Source organism: Lysinibacillus fusiformis (assembly GCF_002845985.1).
GTDB classification, from domain to species: Bacteria; Bacillota; Bacilli; order Bacillales_A; family Planococcaceae; genus Lysinibacillus; species Lysinibacillus fusiformis_D.
In genome coordinates, this window is record NZ_PDFK01000001.1 from 1169285 (window position 1) to 1188142 (window position 18858).

The window sequence follows — 18858 nt, forward strand, 5'->3', positions numbered from 1 at the left end:
TTAAACAGACAGCAGCTGCTTTTGTGCTTGTAATGCCGCCCCTTTGACAACTCCCTCTTTTAATTGATTTGAAAACTGCAAATCAAAATAAGGCTGTAGTTCTTTCCATATATACTGTTTGCATTTTTCACTAAGTAGTTTCTGAAATGTTACATTGTGCTCAATAATTTCTCCACTGACGATGACAGCCTCTGGTTCGTATAAACAAACTAAATTATTGATGGCGATAGCTAGAAAAGTGGCTACATCTTGTTGAATATCTACTGCCCATTGCTCACCTTGATCCACACATTGTAAGATTTCTTCTATTGATTGTATATTAAGATTTTGGGGTGTTCTTTTTAGCAAAATAACTTCTGAAATATACATCGATAAGCAACCCCTCTTACCACAGTGGCACATTTCACCAAATGGATTTATCGTAATATGACTTATCTCTCCTGCTTTATTTTGAATACCACGATACACTTCTCCGTTTAGTAATATGGCTGCTCCGATGCCTGTTCCAATGCCGACTAATATGCAATTTGAATAAAGGGGTGTATAGATATCACCGATTTCAGCAATTATTTGCATTTTTAATTCATTATCTACGATGACTTCACAACCAAAAATACCATTTAAATCTTCTCTTATATGACAGTTTTCCCATTTCAATTGCTCGGAAGAAACGATAATACCTTCTTCGTTATTAATTACTCCTGGAATCCCTATTCCAATGCCTAATAATTTTTCCTGAGCAATTTGATATTCTGTCATGATATTAACTATTGAACGTTTTAGTAGATGTACAGCTTCTTCATACTGATGCTTGATGCTACATTTGATTTCCTGAAAAGCAATAAGTTTCCCTAAAAAATCTAATATACCAATTCGAATAGTAAAACAATCAATCTCTATCCCTATAGTGTATAAGGCATCTCCACGCATATGAATTAATGTGGGACGTCTACCAATAGCTGTTTCTTCCGATACTCCTTCAAGAATAAAGCCTTCCGCTTCTAGCTCCTGAACGATACGGGTAATAGTCGTAGGGCTCATTTTTGTATACTTTGATAATTGAATTCTTGAAATTGGCGCCATCTGCCTGATTGCGTCAAGCACAATATATTTATTTTGTCTTCTCATTTGTACTTGATCTTGCTTTTTCAAATTTGATTCAACCCCTATTTAAACTTTTCTATGAACTGTACAGCTTCTCTGATGTCTTTTTCGGGATTTGATCTCACTTCTCGTTCAATAGTTAAATAGCCATTGTATCCGATTTCATGCAAAGCTGAAAAATAAAGCTCGAAATTGACATCCCCTTGACCTAATGGAAGTTCTCTGAAAAACTCTCCATTTTCCACCATTTCTTCTATTTTATCATGAGATGTTCCAGAATCGTATCCTAAGTACCCATACACATCTTTTGGATTCGTTGGCTGTAATTGAATGCCATCCTTCACATGTGTATGTACAATATAATTCTTTAAAAGTTTAACGCCAGCTACAGGGTCATCATTCGTTACCATTACCATATTGGCAGGATCAAAATTAACCGATACACCATTTGTCGAAAGCTTATCTAAAAATTCCTTTAAAGTTCTACTCGTTTCTGGCCCTGTTTCAATCGCAAAGTAAGCATCTAATGATGTAGCAAATTGCCCTAATTCTTCACAGGCTTCTAGCATCGTTTGATAGATTGGATCATCCTCATTTTCAGGAATGATGCCGATATGGGTCGTAACGATCGATGTGCCAAGGTCTTTTGCTAATTGCAGAATCTCCTTCGATTTTTTTATTTTCCAGGCATTTTCATTTTTATCTTGAAAGCCGTGCCCTCCTAAATCACCACATAATGCAGAAATCTCAAGCCCTAAATCTAAAATATATTGCTTCAATTCTGCTCTTTGTGCAGCATTTAAATGATCTGGATCTAGCTCACCTGAAACTGCGTACATCTGCACACCTTGTGCACCAACCTCTTTTGCTTTTTGCAATCCTTCACGAATAGGTAATCTAAAGCTGTCTACAATGACGCCAATCCCATTGGTCAATTTCATCATTTTAATAAACGACTTCCTTTCCTTGCATTGCAGAAATATAAATTCCCTCTAAAATTTTCATAATTTCTACTCCATCCTCCACAGGTGCAACTGAATCATATTGATGAAGACAGCAATCAACAAACGTATTGATTTCATTCTGAAAGGCTGTTGCAAAATCAAAGGTTAAATCATTAATTTGAGGATAAATATTTAAAATGGTGTTATGCTCCTCACTTACAATTTTCAACTCAGGCTCTAGTTCTGCTCCACCGTTTGTGCCATATAATTTAATACTGATTTCATCTTTTATGGCATGGAGCGTATAAGAAACGTCCACCATTAGTGATGACCCATTTTCAAATGTAATAAGAGCATTCGCTAAGTCTTCTACTGTATTTTTAGTAGCATCATAGTCTGCTGCTTTATAAAAGGATAAATTTTCAATATGATTTCTATTTCCTAATTGATTGTAGGTATGACCAGTTATACGTTTTACTTTTGGTCTACCCATTAAATACCAGCATATATCAATCACATGGACACCCAAATCAATTAATGGGCCTCCACCAGATTTATCAATCTCTGCGAACCAGCCTCCTGGATTCCCTAACCTTCTGAGGCAGGAAGCTTTAGCATAATAAATATCCCCCAATTTGTTATCGTCAATAAATTGTTTGAGTACTTTGGTATTCGTTGCAAAACGTCTTACATAGCCGACTTGAAATATTTTACGATGTTTTTCTGCAACCTTTTGAATGTTTAAAGCCTCGGCATAGGTCATGGATAAAGGCTTTTCGATAAGCACATGTAAGTCATTTTCTAAAGCAAGAATGGCTAATTCGGCATGTGTATTATTCCATGTACAAATGCTTACAGCATCTACATTTTTGTCTGCAAATAACGCTTCCTTAGAAGAAAAAACATGGGTTGCTCCAAATTGAGCAGCCTTTGCTTTGCCTCGTTCAATAGAGGCATCATACACACCATATAACTCAACCGCTGGATTTTTCATATAGGAGCCTAAATGATAATCGGAAATAGAACCTGTACCGATTACACAAACTTTTAATTTATTCATGTTCTTCCCCCCTTTAGAGCTTGCATTCGTCCCATAAACGACGCACATTATCCATCCCTATTTTTGAACCAACTTGACAATCTTCCATACCTTCAAACTCCACCACAATATAACCATCGTAGCCATAGCCTTTAACAAGCTTTATAATCTCTCGTATATTTAGATCACCATGTCCAACAATCGCTCCTCTGATGTAATTGTTATGAACAGTGCGGAACCATTCGCCATCTCCTGGATTTTCATAAAAAGGACGAATATAAAAATCTTTAAAATGCACTGTAGCAGCATAAGAAATATTTTTCATGACACCGATTAGAGGTTCTTCATCAATACATAAAAAATTTCCTACATCTAAGGTCGTTTTAAAGTTATCTCTGTTAACCGCATGAATTAATTGCTGTACACGATCACTTGTTTGAACATTAAAGCCATGATTTTCAATCGTTGTCGTGATATTAAATTGTTTCGCATAATCTGCAATCAATTGACAGCCTCTAACCATTTCATCAAAATGGTCATTGTAATAATGAATGGTTGTTTGCTCCTTTGGTAAAGTAAAGAGTGTAACGTCATGGCGCATAATGCTAATCCCCATATGATGTACTACATCAACATGTTTTTTTAAGCGTTCAACTTCTTCTAAAAAAGCTTCCTCTGTATCATGGATAAAGTTAGCAGGTAGGGAATAGGCCGATAGCTCTAATCCTAGCTCCGCTGCTTTCTTTTTAATTTGAGATGCCAGTTCATAGTTATCTACAACAGTAAATTCATAGGGCACTAATTCTACATGTTGTCCTCCGTTGTCAGCTACCCACTGTAGAACATCAAGAACATTCATTTCTCCCTGCTTCATTTTTTTGACCATACTATATGTGCTTAATCCTACTTTCATTTGTAAACACCTCTCTATTAATTGACAAAGTGACATGCAACACTTTGTTCTTCGTTCATTTTTTTCATTTCCGGAATGACTTGCTTACATATATCTGATGCAAGGGGACACCTTGTATGGAAGGTACAACCACTTGGCGGATTTTTAGGGTTTGGAATATCACCTATTAACACTTTTTTCTTTTTTCTTAACGTTGGGTCTGCAATTGGTACAGAAGCAATAAGAGCTTGCGTATAAGGATGCTTAGGATCATTAAATATGGTTTCTTTTCGTCCAATTTCAACAATGGTTCCTAAATACATGACACCAATATAATGACTTATATGTTCTACAACACTTAAATCGTGAGAAATAAAGAGATAGGATATTTTAAATTCCTGCTGCAATTGCTTTAATAAATTCAAAATTTGCGATTGTATCGACACATCCAATGCAGACACAGGCTCGTCAGCAATAATTAATTTTGGTTTTGTTATTAAAGCACGTGCAATGCCTAAACGCTGTCTTTGTCCGCCACTGAACTCATGTGCATAGCGATCTGCCTGTTCAGCATTTAATCCAACCACTTCAAGCATTTCGAGTACAAGCTTTTCACGTTCAGCTTTTGAAAGTTTTGTATGAATTTCTAAAGGCTCCCCAACTAATTCCTTTACCTTCATTCTCGGATTTAATGAAGCATAGGGATCTTGAAAAATCATTTGAACAGTTTGCCTTAAATGCTTTAAGTCTGAATGTTTTGCAGTAGCTACTTCTTTTCCATCCACAACGATGCTTCCACTTGTTGGTGCTATTAATCGAGTGATTAATCTGCCGGTGGTAGATTTTCCACAACCACTTTCTCCTACTAGACTAAATGTCGTACCCTCTTCTATTTCAAAGGAAACATCTATTACGGCATTAACATGTTGCCTTTTTTGAAATAGTCCACCTGCTATCTGAAAACTCTTTTTTAAATTTTCCACTTTTAAAATACTGTTAGACATTAGCTTCCACATCCTTTTTCGCATATAGCCAGCAGCTACATTGACGTGTAGCTGAAATTTTCAATGTCGGTGGACTTTCCTGATGACATATAGACATCGCATGATCACATCGTGGAGCAAATTTACAACCTTTTGGCATATTTTGCGGGGACGGCACTTGCCCATTGATAGAATCTAATACTTCTTTTTTATCTCCTATTTTAGGTACTGATGCAATTAAACCTTTTGTATACGGGTGCTTAGGGCTAGCGAATAGTTCAAAGACATCTGCTTCCTCCACAACCTGCCCTGCATACATAACGACTACCTTATCGCACATTTCAGCAACAACCCCCAAATCATGTGTAATCAGTAAAATAGCCGTCTCATGTTCTTCCTTTAACTTTTTCATCAGCTCTAATATTTGAGCTTGTATCGTTACATCTAACGCAGTAGTTGGTTCGTCAGCAATAAGTAGCTTGGGCTGACAGGCCATTGCCATAGCAATCATTATTCGCTGTCTCATTCCTCCTGATAGCTGATGCGGGTATTCATGAATGATTTCCTCTGCCCTTCCTATGCCTACACTCTTTAACATTTGGATGGCGTGATGTTTACTTTCGTTCTTTGGCAGCTTCAAATGCATTTCGATTGCTTCCATTAACTGCTTACCAATCTTTAAAACAGGATTTAAAGAAGTCATAGGCTCTTGGAAAATCATCGCCATTTGCTTGCCACGAATTTTCCGAATTTCTGATTCAGACATTTTCGTTAAATCCTCTCCATTGAAATGAATAGAGCCATTCACAATTTCACCTGTAGTACCATGAAATAATTGCATGATGGATAATGACGTTAAGCTTTTTCCACTACCTGATTCTCCAACTAAGCCTAATATCTCTCCTTTACGGATTGAAAAATTGACACCTCTTAAAATTTTGATTTCTGTTTTATCACGCGTAAAGGACGTTTCTAAGTCACTTACTCGCAATACATGTTCTGTCATAGGCATTCTCCTTAATTATTTTTAATTTTTGGATCTAACACATCTCGTAATCCATCACCTATTAAGTTAAATGCTAGTACGGTTAAAAAAATGGCAATACCCGGCATAATGACTACATGAGAAGATGTCCCTAAGTAGTCACGGCCACTGCTTAGCATAACTCCCCACTCAGGCATTTCAGGGCTGGCACCTAAGCCTAAAAAGCTCAAACTAGAAGCTGCTAAAATAGCTGTTCCGATACGCATAGTGACGAAAATAATTAATTCACTAATCGTTTCAGGGAAAATATGTTTCCACAGCACTCTGACATGTGAAGCACCCATTGATTGTGCTGCCTCTACGTATACATTTTCTTTCGCATTCAAAGTGGCACCTCGCACTAAACGTGCAAAGGACGGCACACTAAAAATCATGACAGCAATGATGACATTATTAATACCAGGGCCCAATAAGGCTACAATGGCAATCGCTAACAATAAATCAGGGAATGAAAACAGTACATCACAGCTACGCATGATGATTTTGTCAATCCAACCACCAAAGTAACCGCTAATTAAACCTAAAATAGTTCCTAGTATTAAGCCTAAAAATACGGCACTGAAACTCACCATCAAGGATATTTTTGCGCCTACTATTAAACGACTAAAAATGTCTCGACCATACTCGTCCGTTCCTGCCAAATGACTGGCACTTGGTCCCTCTAATAAAGCATCATAATTCGGTTCAAACGGATCGTACGGTGCGATATAAGGTCCAATAAAAGCAACTACAATTAACAATCCTATAAAGATACTTGCAAACAATGCGGCCTTTTGTTTTTTAAAGGACTTCCAAAATTCTTTAAGAGGAGAGTATTTCCTTTGTGTTTTTTGCACTTGGCTATTTTGCACAGTAGTTGGTGAAGTCATTTTATTCCCTCCCTTAAGAATCTAATTGGATTTTTGGGTTTAACACGGTATAAAGCACATCAACAATTAAATTCACTACAATAAATTCAAATGCGAATAACAGCAGTGCTGATTGAATGACAGGGTAGTCTCGAAATGCAATGGAATCGATTAGCAGACGTCCCATCCCTGGAAAGCTAAATACCGTCTCAACTACCACTGAACCCCCTAGTAGAAAACCAAATTGTAAGCCCGCTACCGTTACAACAGAAATTAAGGAATTTCGTAATGCATGCGTCACAATCACGGAATGTTCCTTTAATCCTTTTGCTCTCCCCGTTCTTATAAAATCAGCTTGTAACGTTTCAAGCATGGAAGAACGAGTAAATCGAGCGATCATTGACATAATGCCTGCCCCTAAGGTCAAGGAAGGTAAAATATAACTAGAAAAGCCATCCAATCCACCTGTTGGGAATAATCCTAGCTGTACTGAAAATAATTGAATCAACAATAGTCCCAACCAAAATCCTGGAATTGAAATACCAGAAACCGCTGTTACCATTCCAAAATAATCAGGCCATTTGTTTTTATTGATGGCTGAAAAAACGCCAATCATTAAACCAATTAATGTAGCCCAAAACATGGAGAGGAAAGTAAGGTGGAGGGAAGGCATAAACCTTGTTTTAAACATATCAATTACCGGTAATCCAGTTGTTAAGGATGTTCCAAGTTCACCCGTCAACAGATTTTTCATATAATCCACGTATTGTTTAAGAATGGGTTTATCTAAACCCAACTCATGCCGTACATTTTCAACATCTTCTAGCGTGGCATCCTTACCAGCTACTAATCGTGCAGGGTCACCTGGTATTAAATGGATAAACAAGAATGTTAAGATTGAAATAACAATTAATATTGGTATCATTTCAACAATTCTTTTTGCTGTATATTTCCACAAGACAACCTCCTCCTTTCTATGTTGTAGAAAAGGAATTGACCATCATCAATTCCTTTTATTGTGCAACATTACTCAACTTTTGCGTTTTTCACATCGAGTCCACCTGTTGGATTTACTAACACACCGCTGACATTTGAACGTACACCATATACGACCTCATCTACCCCTAAGAAAATCCAAGGCGTATCTTGGTAAACGATTTCCTGTAATTTTTCATACAGTTCAGCCTGACGATCTACATCTGAAATAGAATTCGCTTCATCCATTAGTTGATCTGCCTCAGGATTTTGATAATAGGCTGTGTTTGCACCATTTGGTGGGAATGATACACTATGGAAAAGAGGTTTTGTCGCATTCGTTATATCTGAAGCATAGGCTGACCAGCTCACATACCACATTTGCAATTTCGCATCATCTGGAGTTTGTGCACCGTAGATTTCATCTGACAAAGTACCTTCTTCCATTGATTTGATCTCAACTTTTACACCAATTTGGCTCAACTGTTGTTGAATAAACTGCATGCCCTTCATCGTATCTGAGTTTGTGTTCCCCCAGATTTCAATATCGAAGCCATTAGGATAGCCAGCTTCAGTCAATAATTCTTTTGCCTTTTCAATATTGTGTTCATACATTTTTTGCTGTTTATAATAAACCGTTTTGGAAGGAATAATAGAGTCTAGTGGTAAACCTAGCCCTGCATTTACAACTTTTAAATAAGCTTCTTTATCTACCGCATAATTAAATGCTTGTCGTACTTTAATATCATCCAAAGGTTTCTTATACGTATTTAGCGACACATAATGAGCAATTGTAGAAGGAACTTTATTAATTTCTACATCTTTATTGTTAGAAAGCTCGTCGATATTTTGTGCTGGCACTGGATAGATCACTTGTGCATCCCCAGCTTTTAGCATTGCCACACGTGATCCGTTCTCTGGTACTGGCTTATACGTAATTTTAGAAACACGATCACCACCACCCCAATAGCCGTCGAAGTTTTCAATTGTTAAATGATCCCCTTGTACCCATTCAACAAATTTATAAGGTCCTGTACCAACAGGCTGCTTCGGAATATCAGCTAAATTTTCTTTAATCATTTTTGGGCTGATCATTTTAGCCACTCCGAAACGCGTGATCATTGGTCCGTATGGTTCTTTTAAAGTAACTTTAATTTCATAGTCACCTAGAATTTCAACTTTGCTGATTAAGCTAAAACCACGTGAATATAAACGTAAACTTTCATCATTCATGATTCGTTCAATGTTGGCTTTTACAGCCTCTGCATTAAACTGTTCCCCGTCATGGAAAGTGACCCCTTCTTGTAGCTTAAATGTATACTCCAGAGCATCTTCACTAATTGAATAATCATCAGCTAAAACCTTCATAATTTGTCCATCAGCATCGAAGCCTAGTAAACCTTCTAACATGGTCTCCTGTACAGAACTCGAATTTGTATCTCCTGTATTATGAGGATCCATGGAAATAAAGTTTTCATTTACAGCAATGACAAGTTCATTCTTTGAACTTGCTGTGTCTGATTCTGTAGTAGACTTCTCCCTAGTGTTTGATGCATTAGAATTATCTTTCTCTGCGCATGCTGCTAAAAGCAACATACATAGAATTACAAAAACCAACTTTTTAACATAATTCATCTCATCTACTCCCTTTGTAAAAATATATAAAAATATTTCTTAACACTTAAATTAAGAAATATAATTACTAAAATCACTTATTTTCTCCACTGATGAAAATAAATAGACAAAAAATAAACTATACTTTCATTACGATTAGACAATTCAATTAGAGGAAGACATGACTCTCTCAACTATTACAATTGCTTTTCATCAGAAACTATAGTTCAACCAACAACACCTATTTATTCCACTGCTGAAAATAAGTAATCAAAAAAATATTCCCTACAGGACACTTTTTACATATAATTATCAGAAAAATTAATTTTTTATTAACTATAAACTACGAAATACAATTTTTCCAGTATTTTTTTATTAAATTTCAGAATTTTATAATTATTTTTATCGAGCTATAATAAATACTGCTATCTAGCATCTGCGTTATAAAGCTTCACAAATAAAAGTTCTAAAAGCTCCAAGGCTTTTAGAACCATATCAATATTCTTTACAGCTTATTTACACTATCCACAACCACATCGAGTATACGATCAAGATCTTCTTGTACAATATTAAGTGGTGGTGATAGCGTTAAGACATTATTAAACCCTGCAACAGTTGCTCCATTTTTTCCAATGATAACCCCTTGTTCTTTACATTTGGCAATGACAGCATTCACCTTCTCCACTGGTAAAGGTTCTTTCGAGACTTTATCTGCAACTAATTCAATCCCAATTAATAAACCTTTGCCACGCACATCTCCTACATTTGGATGATGCTGCAATTGTTGCTGCAATGTTTGTAGTGTTGCAGCGCCAATTTCCTTGGAACGCTCAAACAACGCTTCTTGCTCAAGAATTTCAATATTTTTTAATGCAACTGCACATGCCACAGGAGAGCCTCCAAATGTATTCACATGGCGGAAATAGCTGTATGCATCTGAGCCCTTAAACGCCTCATAAATTTCACGCTTCACGGCTGTTGCTGATAATGGTAAATAGGCACTTGTAATTCCTTTAGCCATCGTAATTATATCTGGCTTAACACCGTAGTTCATAAATCCAAAAGGCTTACCTGTTCGACCAAAGCCACAAATAACCTCATCCACAATCAGTAAAGCACCATGCCTTTTACATACTTCCTCAATGCCTTTTAAATAATTCTCTGGAGGCATAATGACACCGCCACCTGTAATAATAGGCTCTAAGATCATAGCTGCAATTGTGTCACTCAGTTCCCATGTCATCGTTTTATCTACAGCCTTTACACTCGCTAAATCCAATGGCGCAATAGCATCGCTTTCATGCTCACGATATTGATCAGGTGGTGCGACATGGATAAAACCTGGAGATAGTGGCTCGTATTTATATTTGCGCTCCTCCTGCCCCGTTGCCGCTAAAGCCCCAAAGGAGTTACCATGATAAGCACGGTAGCGTGAGACAATTTTATAGCGTGAGCTTTGTCCTTTTTGCTGATGGTATTGCCGAGCAATTTTAAAGGCTGTTTCATTCGCCTCTGATCCACTATTGGAGAAGAAAATAACGTAATCTCCACCAAGTAGTTCATTTAGCTTCTCAGCTAATTCCACTGCAGGCAAATGACCCTGAGATAAAGGTGCATAAGCATTTTTCATCATTTGCTCATGTGCCGCATCTGCTAACTCTTTCCGTCCATAGCCAACATTGACACACCAAAGCCCTGCCATTGCATCAATATATTCCACACCATCTGTATCCACAATTCTTGCACCATCAGACCTCTCTACTACATATGTGGCTTGCGGATTATATGGTTTCATAGAATGCCAAACATATTGCTCATCCTTGGCTAATACATCACTTTTAAGATTTGTCTGTGTCATCATCAAACACCCCTCACTATATTAGTTTTTCGCATCATTATTACTTGGGAACGCAAAGGAACTTGTTGTATCCTCCGTTTCATCTGGCCAGCGCTCAGAAATCGTTTTGGCCTTTGTAAAGAATCTTGCCTGATCTGGGCCAAACATATGCCCTTCACCGAACTTAGAACGTTTCCATCCACCAAAGTTATGATAGCCAACAGGAATTGGTATAGGTACGTTCACACCTACCATGCCGACTTCTATTTCCTCTTGGAATTTCCGTGCTGCTGCTCCACTGCTTGTAAACATGGTTACCCCATTGCCAAGCTCATGGTTATTGATTAAATCTATTGCCTCTTGTAATGAGTCCACCCCTACAACAATACGTGCTGGACCAAAGACCTCTTCTTTAAAGATCTTCATTTCCGATGTGACATTATTAAGGAGGGTTGGGCCAAGATAAAAGCCATTTGACGTTTCACATACTTTCGGATTTCTTCCGTCAATCACAAGATTTGCCCCTTCAGTGACTGCCTCATCGATAGAACGAATAATCGTTCCTTTCGACTCTTTAGTGATGACTGGTCCGAAATCGACGTCTTTTTCTGTATAGGGTCCAACCTTTAGTTGAGAGATTTTATTTTTTAATAGTTCCGTAAACCGTTGTTCGGTATCTTTGCCTACAACAAGTGCACCTGAAATCGCCATACAGCGCTGTGATGCTGCACCATACGCTGCTCCTAAAAAGGCATTCGCCGTTTGTTCTAGGTTGGCATCTGGCATCACAATCATAAAGTTCTTCCCACCACCAAATGCCGCAACACGTTTATTGTGCTTTGTTCCTGTTTGATAAATATATTCAGCAACAGGTGTTGAGCCAACAAATGAGATAGCTTGAATCTCTTTATTTTCTAATAGTTCATTGACAGCCTCTTTATCTCCATTGACAACAGTCCAAATGCCATCTGGTAAACCTGCCTCTTTCCATAATTGACTTATATAGAGAGCGGACATCGGTACGCGCTCTGATGGCTTTAATATAACGGCATTTCCTACTGCCACAGCCATGCTTGTAATCGCAAGCGGTACCATAACAGGGAAATTAAATGGTGCGATAGTTGCCACTACGCCGAGTGGTGATTTGGCAGAAAAGGCATTTATATTACCACCTACATTGACTGAGTACTCTCCTTTTAGCATTTGCGGTGCACTGATCGCCATATCAACGGATTCAATACCACGAACGATTTCACCTTTTGCATCGTCCTTTGTTTTACCACTTTCCTGACAAATCACATCGATAAGCTCTTCCTGTCTTTCTACTAACAACTGACGGAATCGATGTAACACTTCTACCCGTTTACCAATTGATCGTTTTTTCCATGCTGGAAAGGCTTCTTTTGCAAGCTGAATAGCATGCTTTACCTCATCTCTTGAAGCAAGTGGTACTCTTGCAATAACCTCTCCTGTTGATGGATTATAAACCTCTGAAAATCGGCCACTTGTACCAGCTACCTCTTCCCCTTGGATAAAATGTGTGAGCGTTTTCATTTCTTGCTGAACTGTCATAATTAGACCACTCCTTTATCGTATTATTGTTCAAAATCGAATTCTTCTTTGCTAAAAATAGAACTTGATTCATCGGGTTGTTTAATCGTCTTTTTCTTTTGAGTAAGCACATAGAAAATCATCACAATAGCGACGACAACGCATGTAAATAAAATTTGTGAGCGCATAGACTCTATAAAGAACATCGCCATTAATAAAGCTGTTGTAGCGAGTATTGTGAAATACGTTAAATAAGGGAAAAACCACATCTTCACCTTTAATAGCTCTAAATTTTCTTGTTCAATCTTGCGTCGCATTCTTAATTGTGAAAAGGCAATGATTAAATAAAGTATTAAAGTAATCGCACTACAAGAGCTCAGTAAAAACATAAAAACTTTATCTGGTGAAACATAATTCATAATGACTGCAATATACGAGAAAAATGTTGCTGCTAAAATGGCATTGACAGGTGCACCCTTTTTGTTTAATTTTAAAAATGCTTTTGGCGCTTCTCCCTTTTCTGCTAAAGAAAATACCATGCGTGATGTTGCATAAAGTGCTGAATTTAAACACGATAGCACCGCTGTTAACACAACAAAATTCATAATTTGTGCGGCAGCAGGAATTCCAATATAATCGAGTACCGCTACATAAGGACTTGTTAAAATATCGGAGGAATGCCAAGGCAATAGCGTTACTACAACCGCTATAGAGCCCACATAGAAAATTAAAATCCGCCAAGTAATGGAATTGGTAGCTTTCGTTACAGCAGCTAATGGTTCATCTGATTCACCAGCAGCAATGGCCACAATTTCTGTTCCCATGAAGGAGAAAATAACAATGACGACACCCATTAGAACAGCACCAAAACCATTAGGTAAAAAACCACCTTGCCCGACTAGATTGGTCATACCTACAGCATTAAAGTTTGGGGCGATGCCAAAAATAATGAAGGCACCAAGACCAAGGAAAACCACTATACTTGCAACCTTAATAAGAGAGAACCAATACTCAAACTCACCAAATGCTTTGACAGAAAGAACATTCGTTAAAGTAAGTGCTACGGTTAGTAACAAACTTAATAGCCATAAAGGCATCCCGTCATACCAATATTGAATAATGGCTGCCGCTGCTGTTGCTTCTAGTGCAATCGCAATGACCCAGAAAAACCAGTACAGCCATCCAATCATAAAACCTGCCCACGGGCCAATGGCTTCATGCGCATAATGTGCAAATGAGCCACTCGTTGGATTAACAGCTGCCATTTCGCCTAGCATACGCATAACTAAAATAACGATAATTCCTGCAAATATATACGATAAAATGGCCCCTGGACCAGCTAAATTAATAACTGAACCACTCCCCATAAATAGGCCAGCACCGATTACTCCTGCAATAGCAATCATCGTCATATGCCGCTTCTTTAACCCTCTTTGTAAATGCGTTTGTTGCTCCATATCTGTCACCCCTTTTAGTAGATTGCTTGATCGCTTACAAAAATTTTACATGTTTCATAACGTTGAAGTAATAGACAAACTGTAAAATTATATACTTTTGTTTTAAACATAATGTAAAATAGACTAAATATTCTTAAAATAATATATCCACGAATTTATAAGAAAATATAAATCATCAAACAGAAAAAATATACAATGCGTACAACTAAGGGAGGGGCTAAATTGAGTCCGTTTCAACTTAAAGTACTAGATGTTTTGGAAAATAAGTATTTTCATAAGGCAGAGGTTGTGGCAGGTCATGAAGGATTATCAAGGATTATCAAATGGGTACATGTTCTTGAAATCGTACAAGTTGATCATTTTTTAGTTGGTGAGGAGTTAGTATTAACAACAGGAATTAGTCTCCAGCATAGTATCGCTAATTTTACCGCATTTGTAGAAGCCATCATTCAAAAAAATTGTGCTGCTCTTTGTATTGAGTATGGCTCTTATATTCAGACCGTTCCAAAAGCAATACTAGCACTGGCAAACCGGCATCAGTTTCCCATTATTGTTTTTCATGAGGCAGTTCCTTTTGTTCGTATTACGCAGGATTTACATAGCCAAATTATCAATCAGCAATATTTAATGATTTCTTCGCTAGAATCTTATGCACAAGCTTTGAACAAAAATGCTGTCTTAGGACAAAACACAGAAGATATTTTACAAAATATGTATAATGAATTAAAAACACAAATCATGTTTTCCATTAAGGGACGCAATCCTATTTTTTTCCCCAATACGACACACCAAAAACGTCAGCAGCTATTAACATTGAACAAGTCTGCTCAGCAATTTAAACATGGGCCTATTTTTATCTTTGATCAGCATTATGCAGATTTAACACTCTATCGAGAGGATGGACTATTTTCAGAGTTTGAATTATTAATATTAGATCGTACAGCAACGGCGCTGGCACAGCTATTAATGCGAGAGTTTTATATTGAGGAAAAAAAGAATATTGAGGATGCTACAATTTTAGTCGATTGGATTGATCAAAAATTATCTAAGGAAGAAATCTATAAATTTATCGTTACACATTACGCGGGCTATACACAATCTAGTGGAGCTGTCTTTATTTTATCCTCTCCTACTACAATGACAAAGACACAGGAGGATATGGTCTATAGTAAGCTTTATTATCGAAATCTCTTTGAGCAACATGGATTTATGCCATTTTTATTCGAAAGAAAAAGCTATATTATTTTTATTTTACTTCATATGAAAGACAGTAAAGCTATTCGTGACATATTGAATAGCATTTTTTCCACACTGCCCAATACCGACTTTTATAAAAAGCAGCAAGCACAAGGTTTTCAAATAGCCGTTGGAAAGGTTGTTTGCGATGTAGAAGAAATTCCTAAAAGCTATCAAACTGCTTTAGAAACTTTATATATTTGCCGCAAAGTGCAAACGTCCTCTTTCTTTTATGATGATTTGCATTTATATCATTTAATCTATAAATTACAAATGCAAGTGAATTTACAGGAAGTGATTTACGATTATTTACAGCCCGTTATTGAGTACGATAAAAAATACAATAGCAAGCTTCTTGAAACATTACAGGTTTATTTACAAACAAATGGCTCCAAGCAGCAAACAGCCAACCAATTATTTATTGTTCGTCAAACACTCTATCACCGCTTAAGAAAGCTTGAAGGTTTACTAGGTGAAAATTTCATGAAAGGACATAACCGCATTACATTAGAATTTATGCTATTGGCAAATTCATTGATTGAGGATAAGGGCTAGAAAAAAGATGGCACGCTCAAAAGATTACTCCCTCTTGAGCGTGCCCCTCTATTAGCCTTTCACGACAACATCATGATATAGTCCTGGTCTACGGTCGTCATAAACTGGAATTCTTCCACGTACTTCATCGACAATAGAAAAATCTACATCAATCACCGCTACTTCTTCATCCTCTGCACCGATCCAAAGTACTTCTCCCCAAGGCTGTATAATCATCGATTGGCCATTAAAGTTTTCTACCTTTTTTGAAATGCGATTAACTGCTATTACAAAACATTGGTTCTCAATCGCACGAGCTTGCAGCAATGTTTTCCAATGATCAATCCTTGGTGTTGGCCACTGGGCTGGTACAAATAATACCTTTGCTCCTTGTAATGCGTGTGCACGTAACCATTCTGGGAAACGAATATCATAGCAAATGACCCCAGCAGCTTCAATATCTCCTAGAGCAAATCGATTCATTTCATCCCCTGCTTCTAAGTAGAGATGCTCATCCATTAAACGGAAAAGATGTGCTTTGCTATATTCCCCTACAAGTTCTCCATTGCGATCAAATGTATACATCGTATTATAAAATTTGTCGCCTTTCTTCGTTGAAACAGAACCACCTACAATATGTACACCAAGTTCCTGTGCTAATTCAGCCAAGAAGGATTTCGTACGTTCACCATCGACATCCGCTAGTTCAGGCAGCTTCTCTAACGCATAGCCTGTATTCCACATTTCAGGCAGCACAATAATTTCTGCTCCTTTTTTTGCCACTTCTCGAATCTTGTCCTCAGCTCGTGCAAAATTTTCTTCTACTTTGCCAAAGCCAACATTTAATTGAATACAACCGATTTTCATAGCCATTCCTCCTCTAGACAATTAACAAAAAAAGTAATACTATTTGCTTCATATTCTTCAATAATAATTATTATATTCTGAAAAGGGTGATCATGCATGGAATTCTCTAAAAAACTACAGCAACTACCCACTCAATTTTTTGCAGCGTTAGTTCAAAAAGTAAATAATGCCTTAGAAGAAGGTCGCGATGTCATTAATCTTGGTCAAGGAAATCCCGATCAACCAACGCCCCCTCATATCATTCAAGCATTACAGGAGGCGGCTGAAAATCCACAAAATCACAAATATTCACCATTTCGCGGTATCGCTGAATTACGCCAAGCAGCTGCCGACTATTATAAACGTGAATATAATGTGAATCTAAATCCTGACACAGAGGTAGCGATTCTTGGCGGGACAAAAATTGGACTCGTTGAGCTACCTTTAGCCGTATTAAATCCAGGTGATACAATGCTCTTACCAGACCCTGGCTATCCAGATTACTTATCAGGTGTCGTATTAGGTGATGTCCATTTTGAAGTGATGCCACTTTTAGCTGCAAATGATTTCTTACCTAATTATCATGCATTACCTGATGAAGTGAAAGAGAAGGCGAAGCTACTTTACCTAAATTACCCGAACAACCCTACAGGTGGTACAGCAACACTTGCATTTTTTGAAGAGACCGTTCGCTTTGCGAAGGAACACAATATTATCGTATCACATGATTTTGCTTATGGGGCAATAGGATTTGACGGTAATAAACCTATTAGCTTCCTACAAGCTGAGGGTGCAAAAGAAGTAGGAATTGAAATGTACACACTCTCCAAAACTTATAATATGGCAGGCTGGCGTATAGGCTTCGCTGTCGGTAATGCCGACATTATTGCTGCCATTAATCTAATTCAGGATCATCTGTTTTGTAGTCAATTCCCTGCTATTCAACAAGCAGCAGCAGCGGCACTTACAGTTTCCCAAGAATGTGTGGATGAACTGCGAGCTACCTATGAAGGTCGCCGCAATGTACTCATTGAAGAAGCTCAAAGAATTGGTTGGCATGTAACGGCTCCAAAAGGCTCCTTCTTCGCATGGCTCCCTGTACCATTCGGCTATACTAGCGAGCAGTTTGCCGATTTATTATTGGAAAAGGCTGATATCGCTGTAGCAGCAGGCAATGGCTTCGGCCAATATGGCGAAGGCTATATCCGTGTTGGTTTACTTGTTAGCGAGGAACGCTTACGTGAAGCAATCCATAGAATCGAACAATTACAATTATTCAACCCTTAACCATGACATGAGGCTGGGACAAAAGTAAAAATGTTAGACCGATTATAAGCTCGGTCTAACATTTTTTAATTCAGGAAGGAACATGCAACTCAGTGAAAAGAAAAAGTTAGTACATTTTCGCTATTTTTCAATTTTCCTTGGCTGCTGTAAACCGTGTTCTAATGGATAAAATTGAACATGGCCTGTTTCTTCATCAAATTTTCGAAAGTGCTGGATGCCTTGAACCTCAGCTAGCACTATGTCAGCCGTAATAACAGGGTTCCCCCTCTTCATTAAATGCCCCCCTGACACGATGCCCCATTGATCACTCATAGAACCATGGAAATGTGTTTCATATCCCCCATCGCGCTTACATACTACGCCAGAGCCTTGGATCAATTCAAGTGGCCCCTCTTTTTTTATGACATCGCTAAAACTTACGTTAATCTGTGATGTTTCATCAGGTACTAAATAAACAAAGCTACTCTTTTGAAGGCTACCTATACAGCTAACAATTGTTGCTGACTCAATATGGTTCTCCTCACAAAGTGCCTCCATTCCTTCAATAATGTCTGTACCCATTAGCAATCGAGCACTCACAACCTTGCCAAATGAACCTATACCATAATTAACTCTTACAGACATTGCTATCCCTCTTTCATGACGAAATATTATAATAATATAAAA

16 protein-coding genes are annotated in these 18858 nt (G+C 37.7%); 2 read left to right on the forward strand and 14 right to left on the reverse strand.

Annotated elements, in window-relative coordinates; genetic code table 11:
• The 12 genes from CRI88_RS05715 to CRI88_RS05770 form a co-directional block, all read right to left on the reverse strand.
• Entirely contained in the window at window positions 1–1152 is a 1152-nt protein-coding gene (locus CRI88_RS05715; RefSeq protein ID WP_058843632.1) for an ROK family transcriptional regulator, read from the reverse strand.
• A 14-nt stretch (window positions 1153–1166) separates the two neighbouring features.
• A complete protein-coding gene (locus CRI88_RS05720; protein ID WP_058843631.1) occupies window positions 1167–2048 on the reverse strand; it encodes a sugar phosphate isomerase/epimerase family protein in 882 nt (293 codons plus the stop codon).
• Between the two features lies 1 nt (window position 2049).
• Entirely contained in the window at window positions 2050–3108 is a 1059-nt protein-coding gene (locus CRI88_RS05725) for a Gfo/Idh/MocA family protein (RefSeq protein ID WP_058843630.1), read from the reverse strand.
• Window positions 3109–3121: 13 nt separating this feature from the next.
• Window positions 3122–4000, reverse strand: a complete 879-nt coding sequence (locus CRI88_RS05730) for a sugar phosphate isomerase/epimerase family protein (RefSeq protein WP_058843629.1) — start codon at window positions 3998–4000, stop codon at window positions 3122–3124.
• 17 nt (window positions 4001–4017) lie between these two features.
• Window positions 4018–4983, reverse strand: a complete 966-nt coding sequence (locus tag CRI88_RS05735) for an ABC transporter ATP-binding protein (RefSeq protein ID WP_082673694.1) — start codon at window positions 4981–4983, stop codon at window positions 4018–4020.
• Window positions 4976–5968 carry an ABC transporter ATP-binding protein gene (locus CRI88_RS05740; protein WP_058843627.1) on the reverse strand — a complete coding sequence of 331 codons (993 nt, stop codon included), beginning with the start codon at window positions 5966–5968 and terminating at the stop codon, window positions 4976–4978. The genes CRI88_RS05735 and CRI88_RS05740 overlap by 8 nt, the downstream gene beginning before the upstream one ends.
• Window positions 5969–5979: 11 nt before the next feature.
• Entirely contained in the window at window positions 5980–6876 is an 897-nt protein-coding gene (locus CRI88_RS05745; protein ID WP_058843626.1) for an ABC transporter permease, read from the reverse strand.
• A gap of 13 nt (window positions 6877–6889) precedes the next feature.
• Complete coding sequence (gene nikB, locus CRI88_RS05750; protein ID WP_058843625.1) at window positions 6890–7813, reverse strand: nickel ABC transporter permease; 924 nt, start codon at window positions 7811–7813, stop codon at window positions 6890–6892.
• Window positions 7814–7881: 68 nt separating this feature from the next.
• Window positions 7882–9465 (reverse strand): glutathione ABC transporter substrate-binding protein, encoded by a 1584-nt coding sequence (locus CRI88_RS05755; RefSeq protein ID WP_101966470.1) that lies wholly within the window; start codon window positions 9463–9465, stop codon window positions 7882–7884.
• Window positions 9466–9949: 484 nt separating this feature from the next.
• On the reverse strand, window positions 9950–11302 hold the full coding sequence (locus CRI88_RS05760; protein WP_101966471.1) for an aspartate aminotransferase family protein: 1353 nt from the start codon (window positions 11300–11302) through the stop codon (window positions 9950–9952).
• Window positions 11303–11323: 21 nt separating this feature from the next.
• Entirely contained in the window at window positions 11324–12853 is a 1530-nt protein-coding gene (locus CRI88_RS05765) for a CoA-acylating methylmalonate-semialdehyde dehydrogenase (RefSeq protein ID WP_058843622.1), read from the reverse strand.
• A gap of 23 nt (window positions 12854–12876) precedes the next feature.
• A complete protein-coding gene (locus CRI88_RS05770; protein ID WP_058843621.1) occupies window positions 12877–14289 on the reverse strand; it encodes an amino acid permease in 1413 nt (470 codons plus the stop codon).
• Window positions 14290–14511: 222 nt separating this feature from the next.
• On the opposite strand from CRI88_RS05770, the gene CRI88_RS05775 reads away from it, so the two are divergent.
• A complete protein-coding gene (locus CRI88_RS05775) occupies window positions 14512–16080 on the forward strand; it encodes a PucR family transcriptional regulator (RefSeq protein ID WP_058843620.1) in 1569 nt (522 codons plus the stop codon).
• Between the two features lie 51 nt (window positions 16081–16131).
• Here the strand turns inward: CRI88_RS05775 and CRI88_RS05780 are convergent, their stop codons facing one another.
• Complete coding sequence (locus tag CRI88_RS05780) at window positions 16132–16926, reverse strand: carbon-nitrogen family hydrolase (RefSeq protein ID WP_036117447.1); 795 nt, start codon at window positions 16924–16926, stop codon at window positions 16132–16134.
• A 96-nt stretch (window positions 16927–17022) separates the two neighbouring features.
• Between CRI88_RS05780 and CRI88_RS05790 the strand changes: the two genes are divergently transcribed.
• Window positions 17023–18192, forward strand: a complete 1170-nt coding sequence (locus CRI88_RS05790; protein ID WP_036117451.1) for a pyridoxal phosphate-dependent aminotransferase — start codon at window positions 17023–17025, stop codon at window positions 18190–18192.
• A 120-nt stretch (window positions 18193–18312) separates the two neighbouring features.
• Here CRI88_RS05790 and CRI88_RS05795 read toward each other — a convergent pair whose 3' ends face one another.
• Complete coding sequence (locus CRI88_RS05795) at window positions 18313–18816, reverse strand: PPC domain-containing DNA-binding protein (protein ID WP_058843619.1); 504 nt, start codon at window positions 18814–18816, stop codon at window positions 18313–18315.
• Between the last annotated feature and the right edge of the window lie 42 nt (window positions 18817–18858).

Excerpts from the sequence above, each read along its gene's own strand:
- CRI88_RS05760 (WP_101966471.1), bottom strand. The coding sequence starts at position 11,302 with ATGACACAGACAAATCTTAAAAGTGATGTATTAGCCAAGGATGAGCAA.
- CRI88_RS05740 (WP_058843627.1), bottom strand. The coding sequence starts at position 5,968 with ATGACAGAACATGTATTGCGAGTAAGTGACTTAGAAACGTCCTTTACG.
- CRI88_RS05735 (WP_082673694.1), bottom strand. The coding sequence starts at position 4,983 with ATGTCTAACAGTATTTTAAAAGTGGAAAATTTAAAAAAGAGTTTTCAG.
- CRI88_RS05780 (WP_036117447.1), bottom strand. The coding sequence starts at position 16,926 with ATGAAAATCGGTTGTATTCAATTAAATGTTGGCTTTGGCAAAGTAGAA.
- CRI88_RS05745 (WP_058843626.1), bottom strand. The coding sequence starts at position 6,876 with ATGACTTCACCAACTACTGTGCAAAATAGCCAAGTGCAAAAAACACAA.
- CRI88_RS05765 (WP_058843622.1), bottom strand. The coding sequence starts at position 12,853 with ATGACAGTTCAGCAAGAAATGAAAACGCTCACACATTTTATCCAAGGG.
- CRI88_RS05720 (WP_058843631.1), bottom strand. The coding sequence starts at position 2,048 with ATGATGAAATTGACCAATGGGATTGGCGTCATTGTAGACAGCTTTAGA.
- CRI88_RS05730 (WP_058843629.1), bottom strand. The coding sequence starts at position 4,000 with ATGAAAGTAGGATTAAGCACATATAGTATGGTCAAAAAAATGAAGCAG.
- CRI88_RS05790 (WP_036117451.1), top strand. The coding sequence starts at position 17,023 with ATGGAATTCTCTAAAAAACTACAGCAACTACCCACTCAATTTTTTGCA.
- CRI88_RS05725 (WP_058843630.1), bottom strand. The coding sequence starts at position 3,108 with ATGAATAAATTAAAAGTTTGTGTAATCGGTACAGGTTCTATTTCCGAT.
- CRI88_RS05795 (WP_058843619.1), bottom strand. The coding sequence starts at position 18,816 with ATGTCTGTAAGAGTTAATTATGGTATAGGTTCATTTGGCAAGGTTGTG.
- CRI88_RS05755 (WP_101966470.1), bottom strand. The coding sequence starts at position 9,465 with ATGAATTATGTTAAAAAGTTGGTTTTTGTAATTCTATGTATGTTGCTT.
- CRI88_RS05770 (WP_058843621.1), bottom strand. The coding sequence starts at position 14,289 with ATGGAGCAACAAACGCATTTACAAAGAGGGTTAAAGAAGCGGCATATG.